At 32.9% G+C, this 20133-nt stretch carries 14 protein-coding genes; 11 read left to right on the top strand and 3 right to left on the bottom strand.

Translation table 11 applies throughout. From position 1 onward, the window contains the following. The first annotated feature begins 24 nt into the window (after positions 1-24). From HRU50_RS03370 to HRU50_RS03340, 7 genes are all read left to right on the top strand, one after another. Entirely contained in the window at positions 25-219 is a 195-nt protein-coding gene (locus tag HRU50_RS03370; RefSeq protein WP_296348173.1) for a hypothetical protein, read from the top strand. Next, positions 212-2902: a sensor histidine kinase gene (locus tag HRU50_RS03365; protein WP_296348172.1), complete on the top strand. Its 2691-nt coding sequence runs from the start codon at positions 212-214 to the stop codon at positions 2900-2902. The genes HRU50_RS03370 and HRU50_RS03365 overlap by 8 nt, the downstream gene beginning before the upstream one ends. Positions 2903-2922: 20 nt before the next feature. Next, entirely contained in the window at positions 2923-3288 is a 366-nt protein-coding gene (locus tag HRU50_RS03360) for a response regulator (protein WP_296348171.1), read from the top strand. 65 nt (positions 3289-3353) lie between these two features. Continuing rightward, positions 3354-3581, top strand: a complete 228-nt coding sequence (locus tag HRU50_RS03355) for a hypothetical protein (protein ID WP_296348169.1) — start codon at positions 3354-3356, stop codon at positions 3579-3581. Then, positions 3578-5488 (top strand): acetate--CoA ligase, encoded by a 1911-nt coding sequence (locus HRU50_RS03350; RefSeq protein WP_296348167.1) that lies wholly within the window; start codon positions 3578-3580, stop codon positions 5486-5488. The genes HRU50_RS03355 and HRU50_RS03350 overlap by 4 nt, the downstream gene beginning before the upstream one ends. Before the next feature lie 169 nt (positions 5489-5657). Next, positions 5658-7565 carry an acetate--CoA ligase gene (gene acs / locus HRU50_RS03345; RefSeq protein WP_296348165.1) on the top strand — a complete coding sequence of 636 codons (1908 nt, stop codon included), beginning with the start codon at positions 5658-5660 and terminating at the stop codon, positions 7563-7565. Between the two features lie 171 nt (positions 7566-7736). Beyond that, positions 7737-8393, top strand: coding sequence for an HAD family phosphatase (locus HRU50_RS03340; protein WP_296348163.1), 657 nt, complete (start codon positions 7737-7739; stop codon positions 8391-8393). Here the strand turns inward: HRU50_RS03340 and HRU50_RS03335 are convergent, their stop codons facing one another. Further along, positions 8394-9872 carry a helix-turn-helix domain-containing protein gene (locus HRU50_RS03335; RefSeq protein WP_296348161.1) on the bottom strand — a complete coding sequence of 493 codons (1479 nt, stop codon included), beginning with the start codon at positions 9870-9872 and terminating at the stop codon, positions 8394-8396. A gap of 120 nt (positions 9873-9992) precedes the next feature. Here HRU50_RS03335 and aceB point away from each other — a divergent pair, with 120 nt between their 5' ends. From aceB to HRU50_RS03315, 4 genes are all read left to right on the top strand, one after another. Continuing rightward, positions 9993-11591, top strand: coding sequence for a malate synthase A (gene aceB, locus HRU50_RS03330; protein ID WP_296348158.1), 1599 nt, complete (start codon positions 9993-9995; stop codon positions 11589-11591). A 105-nt stretch (positions 11592-11696) separates the two neighbouring features. Further along, entirely contained in the window at positions 11697-13328 is a 1632-nt protein-coding gene (locus HRU50_RS03325) for an isocitrate lyase (protein ID WP_296348156.1), read from the top strand. A 291-nt stretch (positions 13329-13619) separates the two neighbouring features. Then, positions 13620-14423, top strand: coding sequence for a hypothetical protein (locus HRU50_RS03320; RefSeq protein ID WP_296348153.1), 804 nt, complete (start codon positions 13620-13622; stop codon positions 14421-14423). Between the two features lie 2 nt (positions 14424-14425). Further along, positions 14426-17359 carry a fibronectin type III domain-containing protein gene (locus tag HRU50_RS03315; protein ID WP_296348151.1) on the top strand — a complete coding sequence of 978 codons (2934 nt, stop codon included), beginning with the start codon at positions 14426-14428 and terminating at the stop codon, positions 17357-17359. A 41-nt stretch (positions 17360-17400) separates the two neighbouring features. Here the strand turns inward: HRU50_RS03315 and HRU50_RS03310 are convergent, their stop codons facing one another. Then, on the bottom strand, positions 17401-18063 hold the full coding sequence (locus tag HRU50_RS03310; RefSeq protein ID WP_296348149.1) for a 3'-5' exonuclease: 663 nt from the start codon (positions 18061-18063) through the stop codon (positions 17401-17403). A 1-nt stretch (position 18064) separates the two neighbouring features. Then, a complete protein-coding gene (locus HRU50_RS03305) occupies positions 18065-19954 on the bottom strand; it encodes a DUF294 nucleotidyltransferase-like domain-containing protein (RefSeq protein ID WP_296348147.1) in 1890 nt (629 codons plus the stop codon). Between the last annotated feature and the right edge of the window lie 179 nt (positions 19955-20133).

Here is a 20133-nt window from a genome sequence, read left to right as displayed (position 1 = left end):
AACTAATTAAATCAAGCTTTCCTTTTGAAAAAACGTCACGAACAAAAACTCATTATTCTTTCTATAGCCACTTTTGTGTTGTTGAGTGTTCCTGTTGTGTTTATTTTTAACGGTGATAGTCAATTATTTGGAATCCCGTCGTTTTATATTTCAATTTTTTCAATCTGGTTGGCGGTCATTGTGGTGTCTTACATCGTCTTAAAACGTCATTATGAGTAATTACGTTTTATTTTCCATAATAATAGTATATCTCATTGCATTATTTGCTATTGCTTATGTATCTGAAAAGAATGCAAAAAGCAAATGGGTGAATAACTCAATAATATATACTTTATCACTTGCTGTATATTGCACAGCTTGGACATATTACGGTAGTATAGGTATTGCGGCAAATTCAGGGATTAACTTTTTGCCAATATATTTAGGACCTGTAATTGCAGCACCTTTATGGATTGTGGTGCTCAGAAAAATCATCAGGATTTCCAAACAACACAAAATCAGTTCTATTGCAGATTTTATTTCATTGCGTTATGGTAATCATAGATTTCTTGGCGCTTTAGTAACATTAGTGTGTTTGTTTGGTATTGTGCCATATATCTCATTGCAATTAAAGGCAGTTTCTGAAACATTTCAGATTTTATCCGATGATACAAGTTATATGTCAACTTCGGTATATGATGATTCTACGTTTTATATTGCTTTACTTTTAGCGGTATTTGCAACATTCTTCGGCACTCAAACTACAGACGCTTCAGAAAAACATAAAGGCATTGTAATGTCCGTTGCTTTTGAATCTATACTAAAATTAGTGTTTTTTCTGTTTGTAGGTATTTACGTGACTTATTTTTTATTTGATGGTACTGAAGATATTTATTCAAAAATATCTCAAACAGAAAATTTTGATAGGTTGACTAAAATCAATGGATTCGAAGATGGCTTTAATTGGTTGTATACCATTTTATTATCATTTATGGCTATTTTCTTATTACCAAGACAGTTTCAAGTAGCAGTTGTAGAAAATGTCAGAGAAAAACATTTAAAGAATGCCATATGGATGTTTCCCTTGTATTTATTGTTGTTTAATGTGTTTGTAATATTCATTGCTTGGGCTGGAAATCTCACTATTGGTGATACTCAAAGAGCTGAGTATTATGCCTTACTGTTACCGTTAAAAAATGGAAATACATTTTTATCCGTGTTGGTTTTTCTTGGTGGTTTTTCAGCAGTGATTTCAATGGTTGTTGTGGCAACACTAGCTTTATCTACAATGGTAAGTAATAACCTAGTGATTCCTTATGGATTTTTAGATCGTTTTTCTAAAAGCGGTTCTGAAAGCAATGCCAAATACATTAAGAATATTAGACGTATTTCAATTTTCTCTATAATCATACTTGCTTATGCGTTCTATGTAAATTTTTCATTTGAACTGTCGTTATATTCTATCGGACTCATAGCTTTTGTAATAATAACACAGCTAGCACCATCATTTTTTATTGGTTTGTTTTGGAATCGCGGTTCGTCAAAAGCTGTAATTGCTGGAATTTTAGCTGGTTTTATAGTCGTTTTTTATACACTCATTTTACCATTTTCATCTTACGCATTAACCGGCACGGATGACTTCATTCAAAATGGATTTTTGAATATAGAAATGTTAAAACCACATGCGTTATTTGGTATAGATTTCTTGAGTCCACCTGCACATGCATTTTTCTGGAGTATGATTGTAAATATATTCTGCTTTATCACTTTTTCAGTATTGATAAAAGGAAATTATCGAGAACGTAATTATGCCGAAATGTTTATCGATAGTCAAAACTATAAAGATCTTCAGGATGGCGCATTAGTTTGGAAAGGTGAAGCCTACGTAGCTGAAATTAGAAATGTATTGGTCAAGTTTTTAGGTGAAAAACGTACTGAACGCGCGTTGAATTTATTTTTTAGAAAGTACGATCTGCCTGCGGATACACAGATGGCAGATGCCAGATTAATTAATTTTTCTGAAAAGCTATTAACTGGAAGTATTGGTAGTGCTTCAGCAAAGATTTTAATTTCTAGTGTGGTAAAAGAAGAAGAAGTGAGTTTAGTTGAAGTTTTGAAAATGCTTGAAGAATCTAAAGAGACCATTGCAAGAAATAAGTTGTTACGTGAAAAGTCTGAAGAATTAACAACATTAACGAATCAATTAAAACATGCCAATCAAGAACTTAGAGAAAAAGACAAACAAAAAGATGAGTTTTTAGATACTGTAGCACACGAGTTAAAAACCCCAATTACCGGAATCCGTGCCACAACTGAGCTTTTGATGGATGATGATGACGACATGCCAGAAGAAATTAAAACACAGTTTCTTAAAAATATGCTTCAGGATAGTGATAGGTTATCACGTTTAATACATAACATTTTAGATTTTGAAAAATTATCGAAAGGTAGAGCACAATTAAATATTCAAAAGCATAATATTAGAGAAACTATAAAAAGAACCTTTGATTCAGTCAACCATATTGCGACAAAAAAACAAGTAGAAATGGTAATGGCTAGCAACAGTGATATAAATGCAGAATATGATGAAGATAGAATATTACAGGTACTGACAAATTTGCTTTCTAATGCATTAAAATTTGTTGAAGTAAAAAAGGGCAAGATAATTGCTGACTATAAATATGTAAAAGGATATTTGGAAGTCACGATTAAGGATAATGGTAAAGGCATACCAAAGCAAGATCTACCGTATATCTTTGATAAATTTTATCAATCTGATAACCAAAATATTCAGAAACCTGAAGGTAGTGGTTTGGGTTTAGCAATTAGTAAACAAATTGTCGAAAACCACAACGGAAAAATTTGGGTGAGAAATAATGAAAAAAGTGGCGTAACCTTTGGTTTTAAGCTACCTTTTAAGTAAATTGTAATGTTCTTATAAAGATGAACAAAATTGTAATCGTCGATGACGAACCTAACATAGTGATGACCTTAGAATATACCTTCAAAAAAAATAATTTTGAAGTTTATATAGCAAGAGATGGTAGCGAAGCGTTAGAGATTTTAGAAAGTGTTGTTCCAGATGTAATTATGTTAGATGTGATGATGCCTAAAGTAGATGGTTATCAAACACTTAAGTTGATTAAAGAAAATGAAAAGTTGAAGCACACAAAAGTAGTGTTTTTAACTGCAAAAAATAAAGCTTCAGATATTGAAAAAGGCTTAAAACTTGGGGCTGATAAATATTTAACCAAGCCGTTTTCAGTGAAAAAAATAGTTTCAGAAATTAATGCGCTTTTAGCGTCTTAGTTTCAACTTTAATGAATGTTGGTTTTGTGTGCAAATAAAACCATGTTTAATTAAAGTATACAAAAATGAAACGTCTTCGTATTAATGCTTTAACGTCTGATATTTTAATCAGTATTTACGTTATAGTAACTCTCTATTTTCGTTTTAAACTAGAAAGCGAAACAGCAACAGGTCCGTTTGAGTCTTTGGCTATGGGTATTTGTTTTGTTGTAATTATTTGGGCATTAATTAAGCTCAAAGTGTTGAACCCTAACTGGTTTGGTTTATTTAACTCTAAAAAAGCCAAGACATGAAGTATCAAGATTTATATTCAAAAAGTATTAATGAACCAGGAGAATTTTGGAGAAACCAAGCTGATAATTTAGCTTGGTATGAGAAACCTTCAACCATATTAGGTAAGGATGAATATGAGTATCCGCAATGGTTTAAAGATGGTAAACTCAATGTAAGTTATCTATGCATAGATAAACATATTGAAGATGGATTTGGTGAACAAAATGCCATCATCTATGATTCGCCAGTGACCAATACTAAACAATTTATAACCTTTAATCAATTGCATCAAGAAGTTGCTAGGTTAGCTGGTGGTTTACATAATCTTGGTTTGGAAAAAGGTGACACTTGTGTCATTTACATGCCAATGATCCCGCAAGCATTATATGCAATGCTTGCTTGTGCTAGACTTGGTGTAATTCATTCTGTAGTATTTGGTGGATTTGCACCTCATGAATTAGCCATAAGAATTGATGATTGTAAACCAAAGGCAATTATTACAGCTTCAAATGGCATTGAAATTGAACGGATTATTCCGTACAAACCTTTTGTGGATGAAGCGATTGTTGAAGCTATGCATAAGCCAGAACATGTGGTGGTATACGATAGAAGTTTGGGTGTAGATATTCCAAATAAACCCTACGATGTTAATTATACAGAATTAGTTTCTAAATCTGAGCCAATTGCGCCTGTAGCGGTGGAATCTAATCATCCATTATATATTTTATATACTTCTGGTACCACTGGAAAACCTAAAGGTATTATTAGAGATTCAGGTGGTTATGCCACTGCCTTAAAATTCTCAATGAAACATGTTTATGGTGTTGAAGAAGGCGATGTGTATTGGGCTGCGAGTGATGTCGGTTGGGTTGTAGGTCATAGTTATATTGTTTACGGACCATTATTAAATAGAAATACTACGGTATTATTTGAAGGTAAACCAATTAAAACACCAGATGCTTCAACGTTTTGGCGAGTTATTAGTGAGCATCAAGTTAAAGTGATGTTCACAGCACCTACTGCAATTAGAGCTATTAAGAAAGAAGATCCAGAAGGACATCATATAAAACGATATGATTTAAGTTGTTTAAAATATCAATTCTTAGCTGGTGAGCGATGTGATGTTGCCACATTGAGTTGGACAGAGCAACACCTTAATGTACCTGTTATTGACCATTGGTGGCAAACAGAAAGTGGTTGGCCAATGTTAGCCAATATGGCTGGTGTAGAGCTAATGGATGTAAAACCTGGTTCAGCGTCGTTTCCAGTTTGTGGATATGATATACAAGTATTAAGCGAAGAAGGTAAAGAGGTAGCGTCTGATGTAGAAGGTTACGTTGCGGTAAAACTACCAATGCCACCAGGATGTTTATTAAATCTTTGGGGAAATCCAGAACGTTTTAAATCAGGTTATTTAAATAAGTTTCCTGGATACTATTTTTCAGGTGATGGCGGTTATAAAGATGAAGACGGTTATGTTTTTATAACTGGTCGTGTAGATGATATTATCAATGTTGCTGGACATCGCTTATCTACTGCCGAAATGGAAGAAGTTGTAGCAAGTCATCCTTCAGTTGCTGAATGCGCCGTTTTTGGCGTGCATTGTGATCTTAAAGGTCAAAAACCATTAGGCTTAGTCGTATTAAAATCTGGCACAAAAATAAGCGAAGAGACCATTACAAAAGGAATCATTAAAGATGTACGACGAGAAATTGGTGCTGTTGCTTCATTAAAAGATGTGCTTGTGGTAAATCGTTTACCCAAAACGCGTTCAGGTAAAATTTTAAGGAAGTTGCTTCGAAATATTTCAGACGATTTAAAGTATAATATTCCATCAACCATTGATGATGTTAATATTATTTCAGAAATTGAAACAGTTTACAAAAAACATCAGATAGGAATACATAAAAGTGAAATTTCAATTTAATAACAATAAATAAGGTCTTGATATAACCTGGAATTCTTTCATAACATTCAAACTGACGTAAATAGATCATTTTGTCACTTCGAGTGATTTTTGTGAAGTACGAACAAAATTATATCGAGAAGTTATCACATTTATAAAACTAAATAACTAATTAAAAAATAAATCAACAATGAGTAATTATCATATAAAACATTTTGAAGAATACTATCAAGTATATCGAAAATCAGTCCGAAATCCTGAATCCTTCTGGGAAGAAATCGCAGAAGAACATTTTACATGGCAGAAGCGTTGGGATAACGTTTTGAGTTGGGACTTTACCAAGCCAGAAGTAAAATGGTTTGAAGGTGCAAAGTTAAATATTACAGAAAACTGTATTGACCGTCATTTATGGTCTCGCGGGAATAAAACAGCTATTCTATTTGAGCCTAATGACCCTAACGAACCTGCTGAACATATTACGTATCGTGAGTTACATGAGCGCGTTTGTCGTTTCGCAAACGTCTTAAAAGATAAAGGCATCAAAAAAGGTGATCGTGTTTGTATTTATTTGCCAATGATACCAGAATTAGCAGTTTCAGTATTGGCATGTGCTAGAATTGGTGCTGTGCATTCGGTTGTGTTTGCTGGGTTCTCAGCTACGGCTTTATCTACTAGAATCAATGATTGTGATGCTAAAATGGTACTAACATCAGATGGTTCCTATCGTGGTGCAAAGACAATTGATTTAAAAGGTATTGTTGATGAAGCTTTAGAAGATTGTCCTGGTGTTACATCTGTATTAGTAGCTAAACGTATCAATTCTGATATTAATATGAAAGAAGGTCGAGATGAGTGGTTACAACCATTATTAGATGAGGCTTATCAGGATTGTGCTATAGAAGTGATGGATGCTGAAGATCCATTATTCATACTTTATACTTCTGGTTCTACAGGAATGCCTAAAGGTATGCTGCACACAACAGCTGGTTATATGGTCTATTCTGCATATACCTTTAAAAATGTATTTCAATATAGAGAAGATGATGTGTATTGGTGTACTGCGGATATTGGTTGGATTACTGGTCATAGTTACATTGTTTACGGACCATTAGCTAATGGCGCAACAACAGTAATGTTTGAAGGTGTGCCTAGTTATCCAGATTTTGGGCGTTTTTGGGAAATCGTTCAAAAACATAAAATAAATCAATTCTACACTGCGCCAACGGCAATTCGAGCATTAGCAAAACAAGGAACTGAACTTGTAGAAAAGTATGATTTATCATCCTTAAAGGTTCTTGGTTCTGTAGGTGAGCCAATCAACGAAGAGGCTTGGCATTGGTATAATGATAATATCGGAAAGAAAAAAGCACCAATTGTTGATACTTGGTGGCAAACTGAAACAGGTGGAATTATGATTACACCAATTCCATTTTCTACACCAACAAAACCAACTTATGCAACATTACCTTTTATAGGAATTCAACCCGCATTAATGGATGAAAATGGTCATGAAATAAAAGGAAATCAAGTTGAAGGTCGTTTGTGTATCAAGTTCCCATGGCCTTCAATGGCTAGGACTATATGGGGAAATCATCAGCGTTATAAGGATACTTATTTTTCAGCTTATGAAAACAAATATTTTACTGGTGATGGTGCTTTACGTGATGAAGTAGGATATTACAGAATTACAGGTAGAGTAGATGATGTTATTATTGTTTCTGGACATAATTTAGGAACAGCACCAATTGAGGATGCTATTAATGAACACCAAGCAGTTGCAGAATCTGCCATTGTAGGATTCCCGCATGATGTTAAAGGTAACGCGCTTTATGGCTACATTACCTTAAAAGATGCTGGTGAAGGTAGAATGCATGATAATGTTCGTAAAGAAATTAACCAATTGATTACGGATAGAATTGGGCCAATTGCTAAGCTCGATAAAATTCAGTTTACTAGTGGATTACCAAAAACACGTTCAGGAAAAATAATGCGTCGTATACTTAGAAAAATTGCATCTAACGATACAAGTAATCTTGGTGATACAAGTACATTGTTAAATCCTGAGGTTGTTCAAGAAATTATGGATAATGTTTTATAATTGATTCTTTAGATTGACCATTTTTAAACTTTGATAAACTTGTGTGCTATAAGTCAAAGTTGTAATTGTGTTAATTCTTTAAAGCCAAGTTCTAATCGCATGTTTAGAATTTGGTTTTTTCTTTTATAAGCCTTGTTTAGTTTGTTACTTTTGCCAAAAAAATGAGGAATCATGCTTAAAGCAGTTTTATTTGATATGGATGGTGTTATTGTAGATACAGAGCCATTGCATAGAAAAGCCTATTTCAAAATGTTTGCTGATGTAATGATAAATGTTGATGAAGAATTGTACGCTTCATTTACAGGTCAATCAACAATAAACATATGTAAACGTTTAGTCAATCACTTTAACTTATCGCATTCGCCAGAATATCTCGTAAAATTAAAGCGTCAACACTTTAAATATCTTTTTGAGCACGATACAGAGCTGTCCTTGATTGATGGTGTTTTAGACTTAATGAAAGATTATTATGCTAATAATGTTAAGCTAGTGGTAGCATCATCGGCTTCTATGCCTAATATTAATCGAATTTTTGAGCGTTTTGATTTGAATCAATATTTTATGGGCAAGTTTAGTGGTGCCGACTTAAAACAGTCAAAACCACATCCAGAAATTTTTATAAAAGCTGCAGAGCATACTGGTTTTTCTAAAAATGAATGTATGGTCATCGAAGATTCTACAAATGGGATTCAGGCTGCTAAGTCCGCCGGAATTTATTGTGCAGGTTTTATGAGTCCGCATTCATCACATCAAGATTATTCTAAGGCTGACATCATTATTTCAGATTTTAAAGAAATCTCATATCAAAAGGCAACTCATTTATTTTAATTAGCTACTATATTTATTTTGAATATCTCTAACAACTTTGGCAGTTTTTTGTTCTTTTTGTTGAGATTCTAGAACTGTAGGAGGTGTTTTTCTAACTTCACAATCAAGGATATTACAACGTTCGCATGTGACACTAACATCTACTTTTTCAATGGACTTGTGATTAATGAAATTGAGTTTACGCTCAGATTGTCCGTTCAATTTAATACCTACTGAAATACTTCTATTACGGTATTTTTTAAAAGGATCTTTAGTTGCTGAGGCAAGCACTAAATATTGTTGATCCTGATCTTTATAGTTTGAAATTTGAACGCTAAACTCATGCTCAGAATTATTTTGGTTTATAGCATCTAATACTTTTAAAGAGGCCCATCTTCTACAATAATGTTCGTTAGTTTCACTAGCGCGTGGTGATTGTTGTTTAGAAAGGTGCAATTCTTTGTTTAAAGTGAAATCATCAGTATTCACCTTATGCGAAAAACGTAAGAAGAATAAATCCTTTAACTTGAAATCTTTTGGGAGAATGTTGGTAAGGCGCTGATATACGCTTTCTGGAGAAGCATTATACTTTAATAATAAAGCTCTGAATTCCTTTTCATTAAATTTTTTCTGATTAAATATTTGTTTTAAATCAGCTACTATACTATTTCTTGGAATAATGAGCGATCCCGCAAAGTATGATGCATAAAAATTATTGAGAACTTCGTCAAAGCTGTCAAACTTTATCCATGAAAACGTATATAATCTTTCTGTAATATTAAGATAATTATAAGCTAATTCTTTAGCATAAATAAAAGCGCGCTGCGCATCATCAATACTTTTGGTAATTAATAAGGTCTTTGTTTTTGGGACAAAAATAGACCTTAAATTATCGAGTTCGCTGTGCGCTTCAAGTTCTTCATTATTAATGTTGTAGCCATATTCTTCAACAAGTATTTCTTCTAATTCTTGCGCGGTAATTTCTTTAGAAAGGTCTATATGATAGGTTTTAGCAAACTTTAAAACAGACTGTTCTAAATCATCAAAATAATTATTGTTAGCCTCTTGAAATGAACGCACAGATGCCAAGAAGAAATTCTCTCTACTAAAGTTGTAATTCTTTGCAATTTCAATAATAGTACTTATAAAGGCTGTAACTTTTACAGGTGCGTTAGAAATAATATCTATTAATGTACTTTCTTGAATTCCGAAAAGTTCTAGCGGTATCTCTTTTAACAATTTAGATTGAAGAATTTCACCTATTGGAGCAAGATTTTTGTCAAGTTTTAATGATACTAAATCGTCATAACTAACTTCTAGATGTTCAGAAAGTGAAGCAATTTTATCTGGTTTAGGATATTTTTTTCCTTTTTCTATTTCGTTTAAATAGGATTTTGAAAGTCCAGATAATTTTGACAGCCCAAATAACGAAAGTCCACGTTCTGTGCGGATTTGCTTTAGTTTTAATCCGAAAATTAATTTGATATAATCTTGTTCCATATATACAAATATAGCATTATTTGCGAACTATTATAAAAAGCGAAAAACAAAAAATAGCGAACGTTCGCTTGTTTTTCTGAAAAAGTTGTTGTAACATTGTTTCATCAAAATCAAACAATTATGGAATACCTTATCGCAACACCAGACCAAGTAAAGTTTTCGAGAGAAGTAAATAACTATTATCCAGAGATATTAAGTGAAGATGCTTTAGAGTTTTTAAAACAACTACATGTAAAGTTTAATAAGCAGCGTTTGCAATTACTTTCTAAAAGAGAAGCCGAACAGGCTTATTTTGATGCAGGTAACTTTCCGTCATTCCCTGCCGAAACAAAACATATAAGAGAAGGTGAGTGGTCGGTATCTCATATTCCAGAAGACCTTATAGATAGACGTGTTGAAATTACTGGTCCTGTAGACAGAAAAATGGTAATCAATGCATTAAATTCTGGCGCCAAAACATTTATGGCAGATTTTGAAGATAGTAATGCGCCAAGTTGGAAAAATACAATTGAAGGACAACAAAATCTTTTAGATGCAAATAATGGAACTATTGAATTAATTGATGAAAATAGAGGGAAACATTATAAATTAAATGATAAAACTGCTGTTTTATTGGTACGTCCAAGAGGTTTACATCTTAATGAAAGACATGTACTCGTAGATGGTGAAGAAATGTCTGGCAGTTTATTTGATTTTGGCTTGTATGTATTTCATAATACTCAAGTCTTAAAAGACAAAGGATCAGCACCATATTTCTATTTACCAAAATTAGAACATTACACAGAAGCACGTTGGTGGAATGCTGTTTTTGAATATGCTCAAAGTTATTTAGGTGTTCCGCATGGTACATTCAAGGCCACTTTGTTAATAGAAACTATAACGGCAAGTTTTCAACTCAATGAATTTATTTATGAATTAAAAGACCATATCGTAGGACTTAACTGTGGTCGTTGGGATTACATTTTCTCATACATCAAGAAGTTTAGAAATCATAGGAGTTTTATAGTACCTAACAGAGACCAAGTAACGATGACAACGCCATTTATGGCTGCTTATTCTAAGCTAGTAATTAAAACCTGTCATAAGCGAGGCATACATGCTATGGGCGGAATGGCAGCTCAAATTCCGATTAAAAATAATCCTGATGCTAATGCTAAAGCACTTGAAAAAGTGAGAGTAGATAAAGAACGTGAAGCTAAAAATGGTCATGATGGTACATGGGTTGCGCATCCTGCATTGGTTGAAGTGGCAATGAATGAATTTGATAAATATATGCCAACACCAAACCAGATTTTTAGAAAACGTGAAGATTTTAATGTCACTGAATTAGATTTGGTAGAATTACCATTAGGCACCATTACAGAAGCTGGAATACGAAAGAATATTAACGTAGGTATTCTATATATGGAAGCTTGGCTTAGAGGATATGGAGCAGTGGCTTTATACAATTTAATGGAAGATGCTGCTACAGCTGAAATTTCAAGAACTCAAGTTTGGCAATGGCTTAAAAATGAAGCGCTTCTTGAGGATGGAAGGGTTTTTAATAAGGACTTATTTGAGGCCATTTTTGACAATGAAGTTGAAAAATTAATAAGAGAAGTAGGAGAAGAGAAAATAAAGTATACGAAATTTTGTGATGCCATATCCTTATTTAAAAGGTTAGTAACGCAAGATGAGTTTGAAGAATTCTTAACATTATCGGCTTATCAACAAATATAAAATCAACAAAAAACTAAATAAATAAAAAATAATCCCGCTAATGCGGCAACATTAAACGGGATTAATATTAAATCTAGTATATCATCTTTAATACATTTCAAAACTATGAAAAATTTACCACAAACTAACTATGCTTCTGCTTTGCAAACAGTAAGAGATCTTAAGGCAAAGTATGGAAACACATGGAATGCAATCAATCCGGAAAACGCGGCAAGAATGACAACTCAAAACCGTTTCAAAACAGGATTAGATATTGCAAATTACACAGCAGCAATAATGCGTAAGGACATGGCAGAATATGATGCGGACGCTTCAAACTATACGCAATCATTAGGCTGCTGGCATGGTTTTGTTGCACAGCAAAAAATGATTGCAGTTAAGAAGCATCATAAAACAACAAGCAAGCGTTATTTATACCTTTCTGGTTGGATGGTTGCGGCTTTACGTTCAGAATTTGGACCATTACCAGACCAATCTATGCACGAAAAAACTGCTGTACCTGCACTTATTGAAGAGATTTATGATTTCTTACGTCAAGCTGATGCTATAGAACTTAATGATTTGTTTAGAAGACAAGCTAATGGTGAAGATGTGCAAGCAGAAATTGATAATTTTGAAACACATATCGTACCTATTATTGCTGATATTGATGCTGGTTTTGGAAATGAAGAAGCAACTTACTTGTTGGCTAAAAAAATGATTCAAGCTGGTGCTTGTGCTATTCAAATAGAAAATCAGGTTTCTGATGCAAAACAATGTGGACATCAAGATGGTAAAGTAACTGTTCCTCATGAAGATTTTATAGCGAAGTTAAATGCTGTTCGTTATGCATTTTTAGAGCTTGGTGTAGAAGATGGAATCATTGTAGCGCGCACAGATTCTGAAGGTGCAGGATTAACACAAAAACTTCCTGTTAGTAAAGAACCTGGTGATTTAGCATCTCAATACTTAGCATTTGTTGATGCTGAAGAAATAACCATTGCGGAGGCCAAAGAAGATGATGTGTTACTAAAGCGAAATGGTAAGTTAATGCGTCCAAAACGTTTACCAAATGGTTTGTATCAATTTAAGGAAGGTACTAATATTGATAGAGTAGTGCTTGATTGTATTACAAGTCTTCAAAATGGTGCAGATTTATTGTGGATTGAAACACCAACACCAAATGTGAAGCAAATTGCTCACATGGTGAATAGAATAAGAGATGTAGAACCAAGTGCTAAGTTGGTTTATAACAACTCACCTTCATTTAATTGGACATTGAACTTTAGAAATCAAGCATATGAAGACATGCAGCTAGAAGGTTTAGACATGTCATACTATGATAAGGAGAATTTAATGTCAGCTGAATATGATGGTACAGAACTTTGTGTTAGAGCTGATGATAAGATTAAGTCATTCCAACTAGATGGTGCAAGAGAAGCTGGTATTTTTCACCACCTAATTACGCTACCAACATATCATACAACAGCATTACACATGAGTGATTTGACTGAAGGTTATTTTGGTGAAGAAGGTATGCTTGCTTATGTAAATGGTGTTCAGCGTCAAGAAATAAGAAAAGGTGTGTCGTGTGTAAAACATCAGCGTATGGCTGGTTCTGATCTTGGTGATGACCACAAAACATTCTTTGCAGGTGAAAAAGCTCTAAAAGCTGGTGGTGCTAAAAATACGTCTAACCAATTTGAAGCAAAACCAAAAGAAAAGAAAGTTGAAAAAGAACTCGAAATAGTTGCTTAAATTATGTTTATAAATTTATAATCCCTGATTCTTTAATCTGTTTTATAATTTAGTTAGGTGAAAACACACTCATATTTGGGTGTGTTTTTTGCTTCCGAACTTGTTAAATATCTGAAATTCAACATATTTTAAAGCTTGTGAAAAATTAAAAATTACATCTTGTATTTAAACAAACTTATTTGACATTTTATCTAAATTATTCAATAATTTTTTAAAAAATTCAGTTCTTTTGAGGAGCTATTAATTTTACTCGTAAGACAACTTTTGTACTGTAGATTACTTATACCCCTATTGATTCTTTCATTTAATACTAATTTAAATGCTCATGGCGATCTGCACGAAAGAATTTTAAGGGCCACAGAAGAAATTGCGATTCATCCAGATAGTGCTAGTCTGTATATAAAAAGAGGTAAACTTTATTATCAACATCAGAAGTATGAAAATAGTTTATTTGATTTTCAGACTTCTCAAAAATTAGGGCTTGATAATGATGTCGTCAATTTTTATTTAGCTAAGAATCATTTTCAACTTAGTAATTTTGAATTAAGTAAAAAAATTATGCTTCGAATGCTTAAGAGTAACAATGAAGATATTAATTATCAAAAATTGTTAGCTCAAGTCTACAAAAAGTTAGGAAATTATAAAAAGTCTGCTAAGGCTTTTGAAAAGGTTATACTTCATTCAAATAAAGTACTTCCAGAAAATTTTATAGATGCTTCTAATGCATGGTTTCTAACCAAAACAAAAAAAGGTATAGAACGGTCTCAAAATATTTTAATTCAAGGAATAGAGAAGCTAGGAAATGTTATTGTACTTTATGATTTATTGGTTTCTAATGCTATTGAAATTAAAGATTACAGTACAGCACTAAAATATCAAGAAAAGACAATTGATATAAGTCATCGAAAAGAAAGAGCTTACTTAAAATTAGCAGATATCTATATAAAACAAAAAACTTATAAAAATGCTTTATTAGCAATTAGTGAAGCAGAATTTCATTACAAAAAACTACCTCATAGAATTAGAAATACAAAGTTTATGAGAGAATTTTATTCTGAACTAAGGGTTAAGAAAACTGAAATAACAAAGCTATAAAAATGAAAAAAGATTACGTGTCATTATTATTAATATTAGGGTTTGCAGTCGGATTTGCCCAATCTGTTGTGAGGGGACCATATCTTCAAAAAAGTACCGAGACTAGTGTTATTGTTAGATGGCGTACCGATGTTAATGATACCTCTGTAATAGAGTATAGTACAGATTCTGGATTTGCTTCATTTTCTACAATAAGTAACACTACGTCAAAGACAGAACATCAAATAGAGATTATGGGGTTAACTTCAGGTACTAAGTATTATTACAGATTAGGAACATCAGGAAGCTTAGTGTCTGGCGCAACAGATTTGTTTTTTAAAACACATCCTACATTAGGTTCTACAGACCTTTATAGATTTTGGTTCTTGGGTCATACAGGAAATGGAAGTGCTACCAATACAACTGCTGTAAATGTAAGAGACCAATATTATAGTTATATAGGCTCAAATGATACAGATGGTATCTTTTTAACAGGAGATAATGGTGGTAGTCAAGGAAATGATCAACAATATCAAGCATCTGTTTTTGGTATGTTTGATGATAAATTAAAAAACTCAATGCTGTGGTCTTGCATAGGTAATTTAGATGGACCTTCTTCTGACACAGCAACTCAGACAGGTACTTATTATGATGTTTTTAATTTTCCAACATCTGGTGAGTCTGGAGGAATGGCTTCTGGTACAGAATCATATTATTCTTTTGATTATGGAAATATTCACTTTATAGTTTTAAATTCTTTTGATGAAGACAGATCAATTGGGGGTACAATGTATAATTGGGCTTTAAATGATATTCAAAATACAACTCAAAAATGGATAGTAGCTTTATGGCATCATCCGCCTTATTCAGGTGGTTGGCATCCGTCTGAAGGTTTAGACTTTTATGGGGTACCAGCAGAAGTTCAACTTATAGAGATGAGAGAAAACTTTATACCAATGCTAGAAAGTAATGGGGTAGATCTTGTTGTTGGTGGTCATTGTGAATCTTATGAGAGATCTTATTTAATAAATGGACACTATGGTTTATCAGCATCTTTTGATTTGTCAATTCATGCTGTTGGTGTAACTGGTAGTGGTGATGGAAAAAGCTCAGGTGACGGTGTTTACAGTAAATCAGAAATAGGAGATGATGCAGGACTTGGAACTGTCTACACAGTATTATCTAACTCTGCAACATCGGTTACTAAACTTTTTAATCATAATGCTATTTTTTATTCACCAGGGTATTCACATGGTTCATGTGTTTTAGAGGTAGAAGGTAATAACCTTACTTTGAGATATATTAATGAAAGTGGAACAGAAGAAGATAATTTTACGATCCATAAAGGACCAGATTATGTTTATGATAATGGTTGGCAAGATGGAAACAACCCAAATGGCATTGCTACAAATTTAGAAGATTTAATTGTTGTTTCAGGTGATGCAACCATTTCTAGTAATACAACTTTTAACACTATTGTTGTTAATCCTGGTGCTACATTGACAATTGATTCAGGGGTCACCTTAACAGCTAATAGTATTTTATTGGAGTCTGACTCTAACAGCTATTCTAGCCTAAACCCAGATGCAACAAGTACAGTTAATGCTTCAACAAGATATGATAGATTCGTGAATCAGGTTGGTTCAGTTTCGGGTAGTGGAAATGATTTAGTTTCTTCACCTGTAAGTGGTGGAACTATGGAAACATTTAGTGATTTTGCCGACTGGAACAAGAATTTAGCTGCTTCAAACGATTTACGTGCGTTTGCACCTTATAACAATGTGTCTGGTAATTATGAAAATTATGATATTGTTGTGAATGAATTAACATTGTTAGAAGCTGCCAAAGGTTATCGTTCTGCAACGAATGACGGAAGTGTTGTTTCTTTTAAAGGCGATGTAAATATAGGGAATGTAAGTACAACAATATCTATAGGTGCTTCAAACTATTGGAATTTGGTAGGAAATCCGTATACGAGTTATATAAATTCTCAAGAGTTTCTTAGCATTAATGGTGCTTCTGGTAATGATGTTTTTGATGCCAGTCATAACGCAATTTATGGTTATAATAGTGGAACAGACGGCTCAGGAATATGGACGATTATTAACAATGTTCAAAATACAGGAAAAAACATAGCGCCTGGTCAAGGATTCTTTGTTGCGTCTAATGGCACGGGTGGAACCAATAATTTATCATTTACACCGGCTATGCGTACAATTAGTGGGGCTGATGATTTTATTCTTGGAAGAAATGATAACAGTAATACTTCTTTTGCACACCTCGGTTTAAAAATGGTGAGTACCTCTAAAGTTTACACTACAGATTTTTACTTTACTGATATGGCAAGTACTGGCTTAGATGTAGGGTATGACGCTGGGTCACTAGATGCTACTAATGCTAATTTTTCATTGTATTCTCATTTAGTTGATGATAATACAGGCATAGATATGGCAATACAAGCTTTATCTTTAACTGATTTAGCAAATGTTATTGTGCCTTTAGGTGTTAATTTAAATGCTAATGAAAGTGTAACTATTAGTATTGAGGAAAATGAATTACCAGGCAATACTTATGTCTATTTAGAGGATAACGACACGAATTCTTTTACATTACTAAATTCTAATGATTATACATTTACTGCTAGTACAGATTTAAGTGGAACAGGAAGATTCTATCTTCATTATTCTAATTCGACATTGTCAATTGAGATTAACGAAATAAATAGCTTGCAAATATTTACAACTGATAAACCAAATGTGTTGAATATAAATGGTAGTTTAAAAGATGAGTCTATAGTTACTTTATATGATGTTCAAGGTCGTTCAGTACTTTCTCAAGAATTAGATCATAGAAGTCATTCTAATTTGATAAATGTTGAGCACTTAAATTCTGGTGTTTATATTGTGAAATTAGAAATGGGAGAGAAGCTTAGAACAGAAAAAATCATTCTAAAATAATTTAGTTAGGTGAAAACACACTCATATTTGGGTGTGTTTTTTCATAATAATCCTATACGCTTAACAGGACTTAAAAGGTCGTTTAGTTTTAATTTGTTTTTATCATTAAGCAATGACAATAATTTTAAAAACAGAAGTGAAGTAATATAAGCATCACCAGAAGCTGTATGCCTATCGTGCATAGGTATATGAAATCGTTTACAAAGTTCATCTAAGCTAAAATGTGTTTTGCTAGTGTCTATTTTTGTCTTTTGAAATAAATGACCAGTATCAAGAACTTTGTTTTTCAGTTTAGGCAAATCATTTCTTTTAAGCATTTCATTAATCATAGCCACATCAAAAGCTGCATGATGTGCTACAATAACAGCATCCTCTATATAGTTTAAAAATTCTTTTAATGCTTCAAGTTCATCAATCTTAGTTAGCTTTCCATCCCTTAGTAAACCATGAATTTTTACGGTGTCAGCATTAAATAATTCTTGTTTTAAATACACTTCAAGCTGATCGGATACTTTAATTTTTAATTGACTAATAGCAATACATCCTATAGATAAAACTCTGTCTTTTTTAGTCTCTAATCCAGTGGTTTCTGTATCAAAAACCATGAAACGGATTTTTTCGAGCTCTTGACTTTGAGCTCGTTTAAAATGTGAAGCATAATTATTCCAAAATTCAGGATAAGTTTTACGTTTAAACCAATGCATTTTATAATAATTGTGATAATTTAAAACGTGTTTTAATAAGTTCTTGTATCGATTTTACTGCTTTAAAACTCCGTTTTAATCTTAATCTATCACTTTTATTGAGAGATTCTAAGTCAATAAATCTACCTGAATCATCATTAGCTAAACCACGTTGTGTTCTAAAGCGTAACAGATTTTTATATGATTCTAGGCAAAATATATAAGTGTCTTTGTTTTGTGGTTCTAGTTCCGCTAATTTCTCATAGCGTTCTAAGGTGTTATTAGTAGATTTAATATTGTGTGAAAGAATTAAGAGTCGTGCTGCATCTACCAAAGGCATCATTGCTCTAGATTTTATATCGAATTGATCTTTATGTTCGCCATCATCTTCTACTAAAAATTGTCTAAAGAAACTTAATGGTGGTGGATTTTGAAGTGCATTTCTGCCAAGGTAAGTCAAGAAAATATCATGCGAAGCAATGCTTTCAAAGATTTGTTCAGATAACTGATTTACAAGTGATGTGTCACCATAAACATGCTCGTAATCAAAGAAAATAGTGCAAAGCATCAAATTATCTTGATCTGGTGTTGCTATCCAACTCTTAAATTGTTGAGACCATTCAGTAATTGAATTGCACCATTTTGGATTATTAGCCATCATTTGAGCAGGACATAACTCGAAACCAACAATTTCTAAAGAATGATTTATATGATCTGTAAGTTTTAAAAAGTATGATTTTGTGTCTTCATATTTGGATGGCTCTACATCTTCAAAAACCAAGGCATTGTCTTGGTCAGTCATAAGCAATTGCTCTTGTCGTCCTTGACTACCAATGGCCAACCACGTAAATTTGGTTGGTGGTTTGGAGTCCATTTCTGTCAATGCAAACTCTATAATACGTTGTGTAATCGCATCATTTATAGCAGAAACTAACTTTGAAATAAAGTCAATAGGAATATCTTGTTCTAGATATTTAGTTAGTAGTGTTTCTGTACGTTCTCTAATATCTTTAAGTTGTTCAGGCCAATAACTTCGCTTAATTTCTTTAATTAGCGAAGAGGCATTATTTTCTCTTAAAACAATGATGTCATGTTCGGATAATATTCCTGTTAATTCAGAATTATCTGTACCATCTTTTGTAATGCATAAATGAGTAATCTTATTTTTTAACATGGCAATTTGTGTCTCAGCAACTGTAATTGTTTCAGGATAGGTGATTACAGGCGAAGACATTATTGCTGATACTTTATCATCAATGGTGAATTTCCCAGTTGCGATTTTGGTTCTTAAATCTTTATCGGTGATAATACCAATGGGCTTGTTGTCATTTACAATAATTATCGATCCAACATGTTTGTGTGTCATTATTTGAGCTGCCTCTTTTACACTAGTATGAATGCTGCAAGTTATAGGGTTTTTTGAATAATCAGCAGTTTGCAGATACGTGTATTCAGATGAGCGATTTAGAGATTCTATAAAGTCATTATCATCAGCTTGTTTAACACGTGTGTTAGATGCAAAACTTGCCATTAAAAACTGACTAGCATCCTTGTTTGTAGTGATGTATTTTTCTAATAACTCTGATGAAATACTGTAGACAATACTTTCTTCAATGGCTTTTGCATTTAGCTTATACAGACCAGTACGAAGTAGAGCTCTTAAGCCAAAAATATCGCCTTCATCACATTCATCAACTAAACTATTATTTTCTCTGAATAATCCTACAGCGCCATCTCTAACTACATAAAAATGATCCTCGACAGGTTTGTCTATTTCAAAAAGATATTTATCTTTTTCAAGATAAATGACATCAACCCTTTCAGAGACGGCAAAAAGTTGACTTCTTGTAAGTAGATTGAATGGCGGAAAGGCCTTTAGGTAATCGAAGATACGTTCTGCAATGGTATTCATGGCAACAAGTTAGCCAAAAATGGGTTTACCATATATGAGAAACGTCATGTTTGTTGATAAAATGGTATAGTTAAAAATTCATTGTTAGGTGTGATTAGTTTCATCTTTTAAAAGGATTTACCTGCATTTTATCTAATAAAAATAGCATTAAAAAATTATTTATTATAGCTTTAAGATGA

The sequence above is a fragment of the Winogradskyella sp. genome (genome assembly GCF_013213835.1).
Lineage (GTDB): Bacteria > Bacteroidota > Bacteroidia > Flavobacteriales > Flavobacteriaceae > Winogradskyella.
Note: the sequence above shows the minus strand (reverse complement) of the source record. Positions and strands in the feature narration are given on the sequence as shown.

Bases quoted from the DNA above. Each gene is read 5' to 3' on its own strand.
- HRU50_RS03310 (WP_296348149.1), bottom strand. From the start codon at position 18,063: ATGCATTGGTTTAAACGTAAAACTTATCCTGAATTTTGGAATAATTAT.
- HRU50_RS03325 (WP_296348156.1), top strand. From the start codon at position 11,697: ATGAAAAATTTACCACAAACTAACTATGCTTCTGCTTTGCAAACAGTA.
- HRU50_RS03335 (WP_296348161.1), bottom strand. From the start codon at position 9,872: ATGGAACAAGATTATATCAAATTAATTTTCGGATTAAAACTAAAGCAA.
- HRU50_RS03305 (WP_296348147.1), bottom strand. From the start codon at position 19,954: ATGAATACCATTGCAGAACGTATCTTCGATTACCTAAAGGCCTTTCCG.
- HRU50_RS03360 (WP_296348171.1), top strand. From the start codon at position 2,923: ATGAACAAAATTGTAATCGTCGATGACGAACCTAACATAGTGATGACC.
- acs (WP_296348165.1), top strand. From the start codon at position 5,658: ATGAGTAATTATCATATAAAACATTTTGAAGAATACTATCAAGTATAT.
- HRU50_RS03315 (WP_296348151.1), top strand. From the start codon at position 14,426: ATGAAAAAAGATTACGTGTCATTATTATTAATATTAGGGTTTGCAGTC.
- aceB (WP_296348158.1), top strand. From the start codon at position 9,993: ATGGAATACCTTATCGCAACACCAGACCAAGTAAAGTTTTCGAGAGAA.
- HRU50_RS03365 (WP_296348172.1), top strand. From the start codon at position 212: ATGAGTAATTACGTTTTATTTTCCATAATAATAGTATATCTCATTGCA.
- HRU50_RS03350 (WP_296348167.1), top strand. From the start codon at position 3,578: ATGAAGTATCAAGATTTATATTCAAAAAGTATTAATGAACCAGGAGAA.
- HRU50_RS03340 (WP_296348163.1), top strand. From the start codon at position 7,737: ATGCTTAAAGCAGTTTTATTTGATATGGATGGTGTTATTGTAGATACA.
- HRU50_RS03355 (WP_296348169.1), top strand. From the start codon at position 3,354: ATGAAACGTCTTCGTATTAATGCTTTAACGTCTGATATTTTAATCAGT.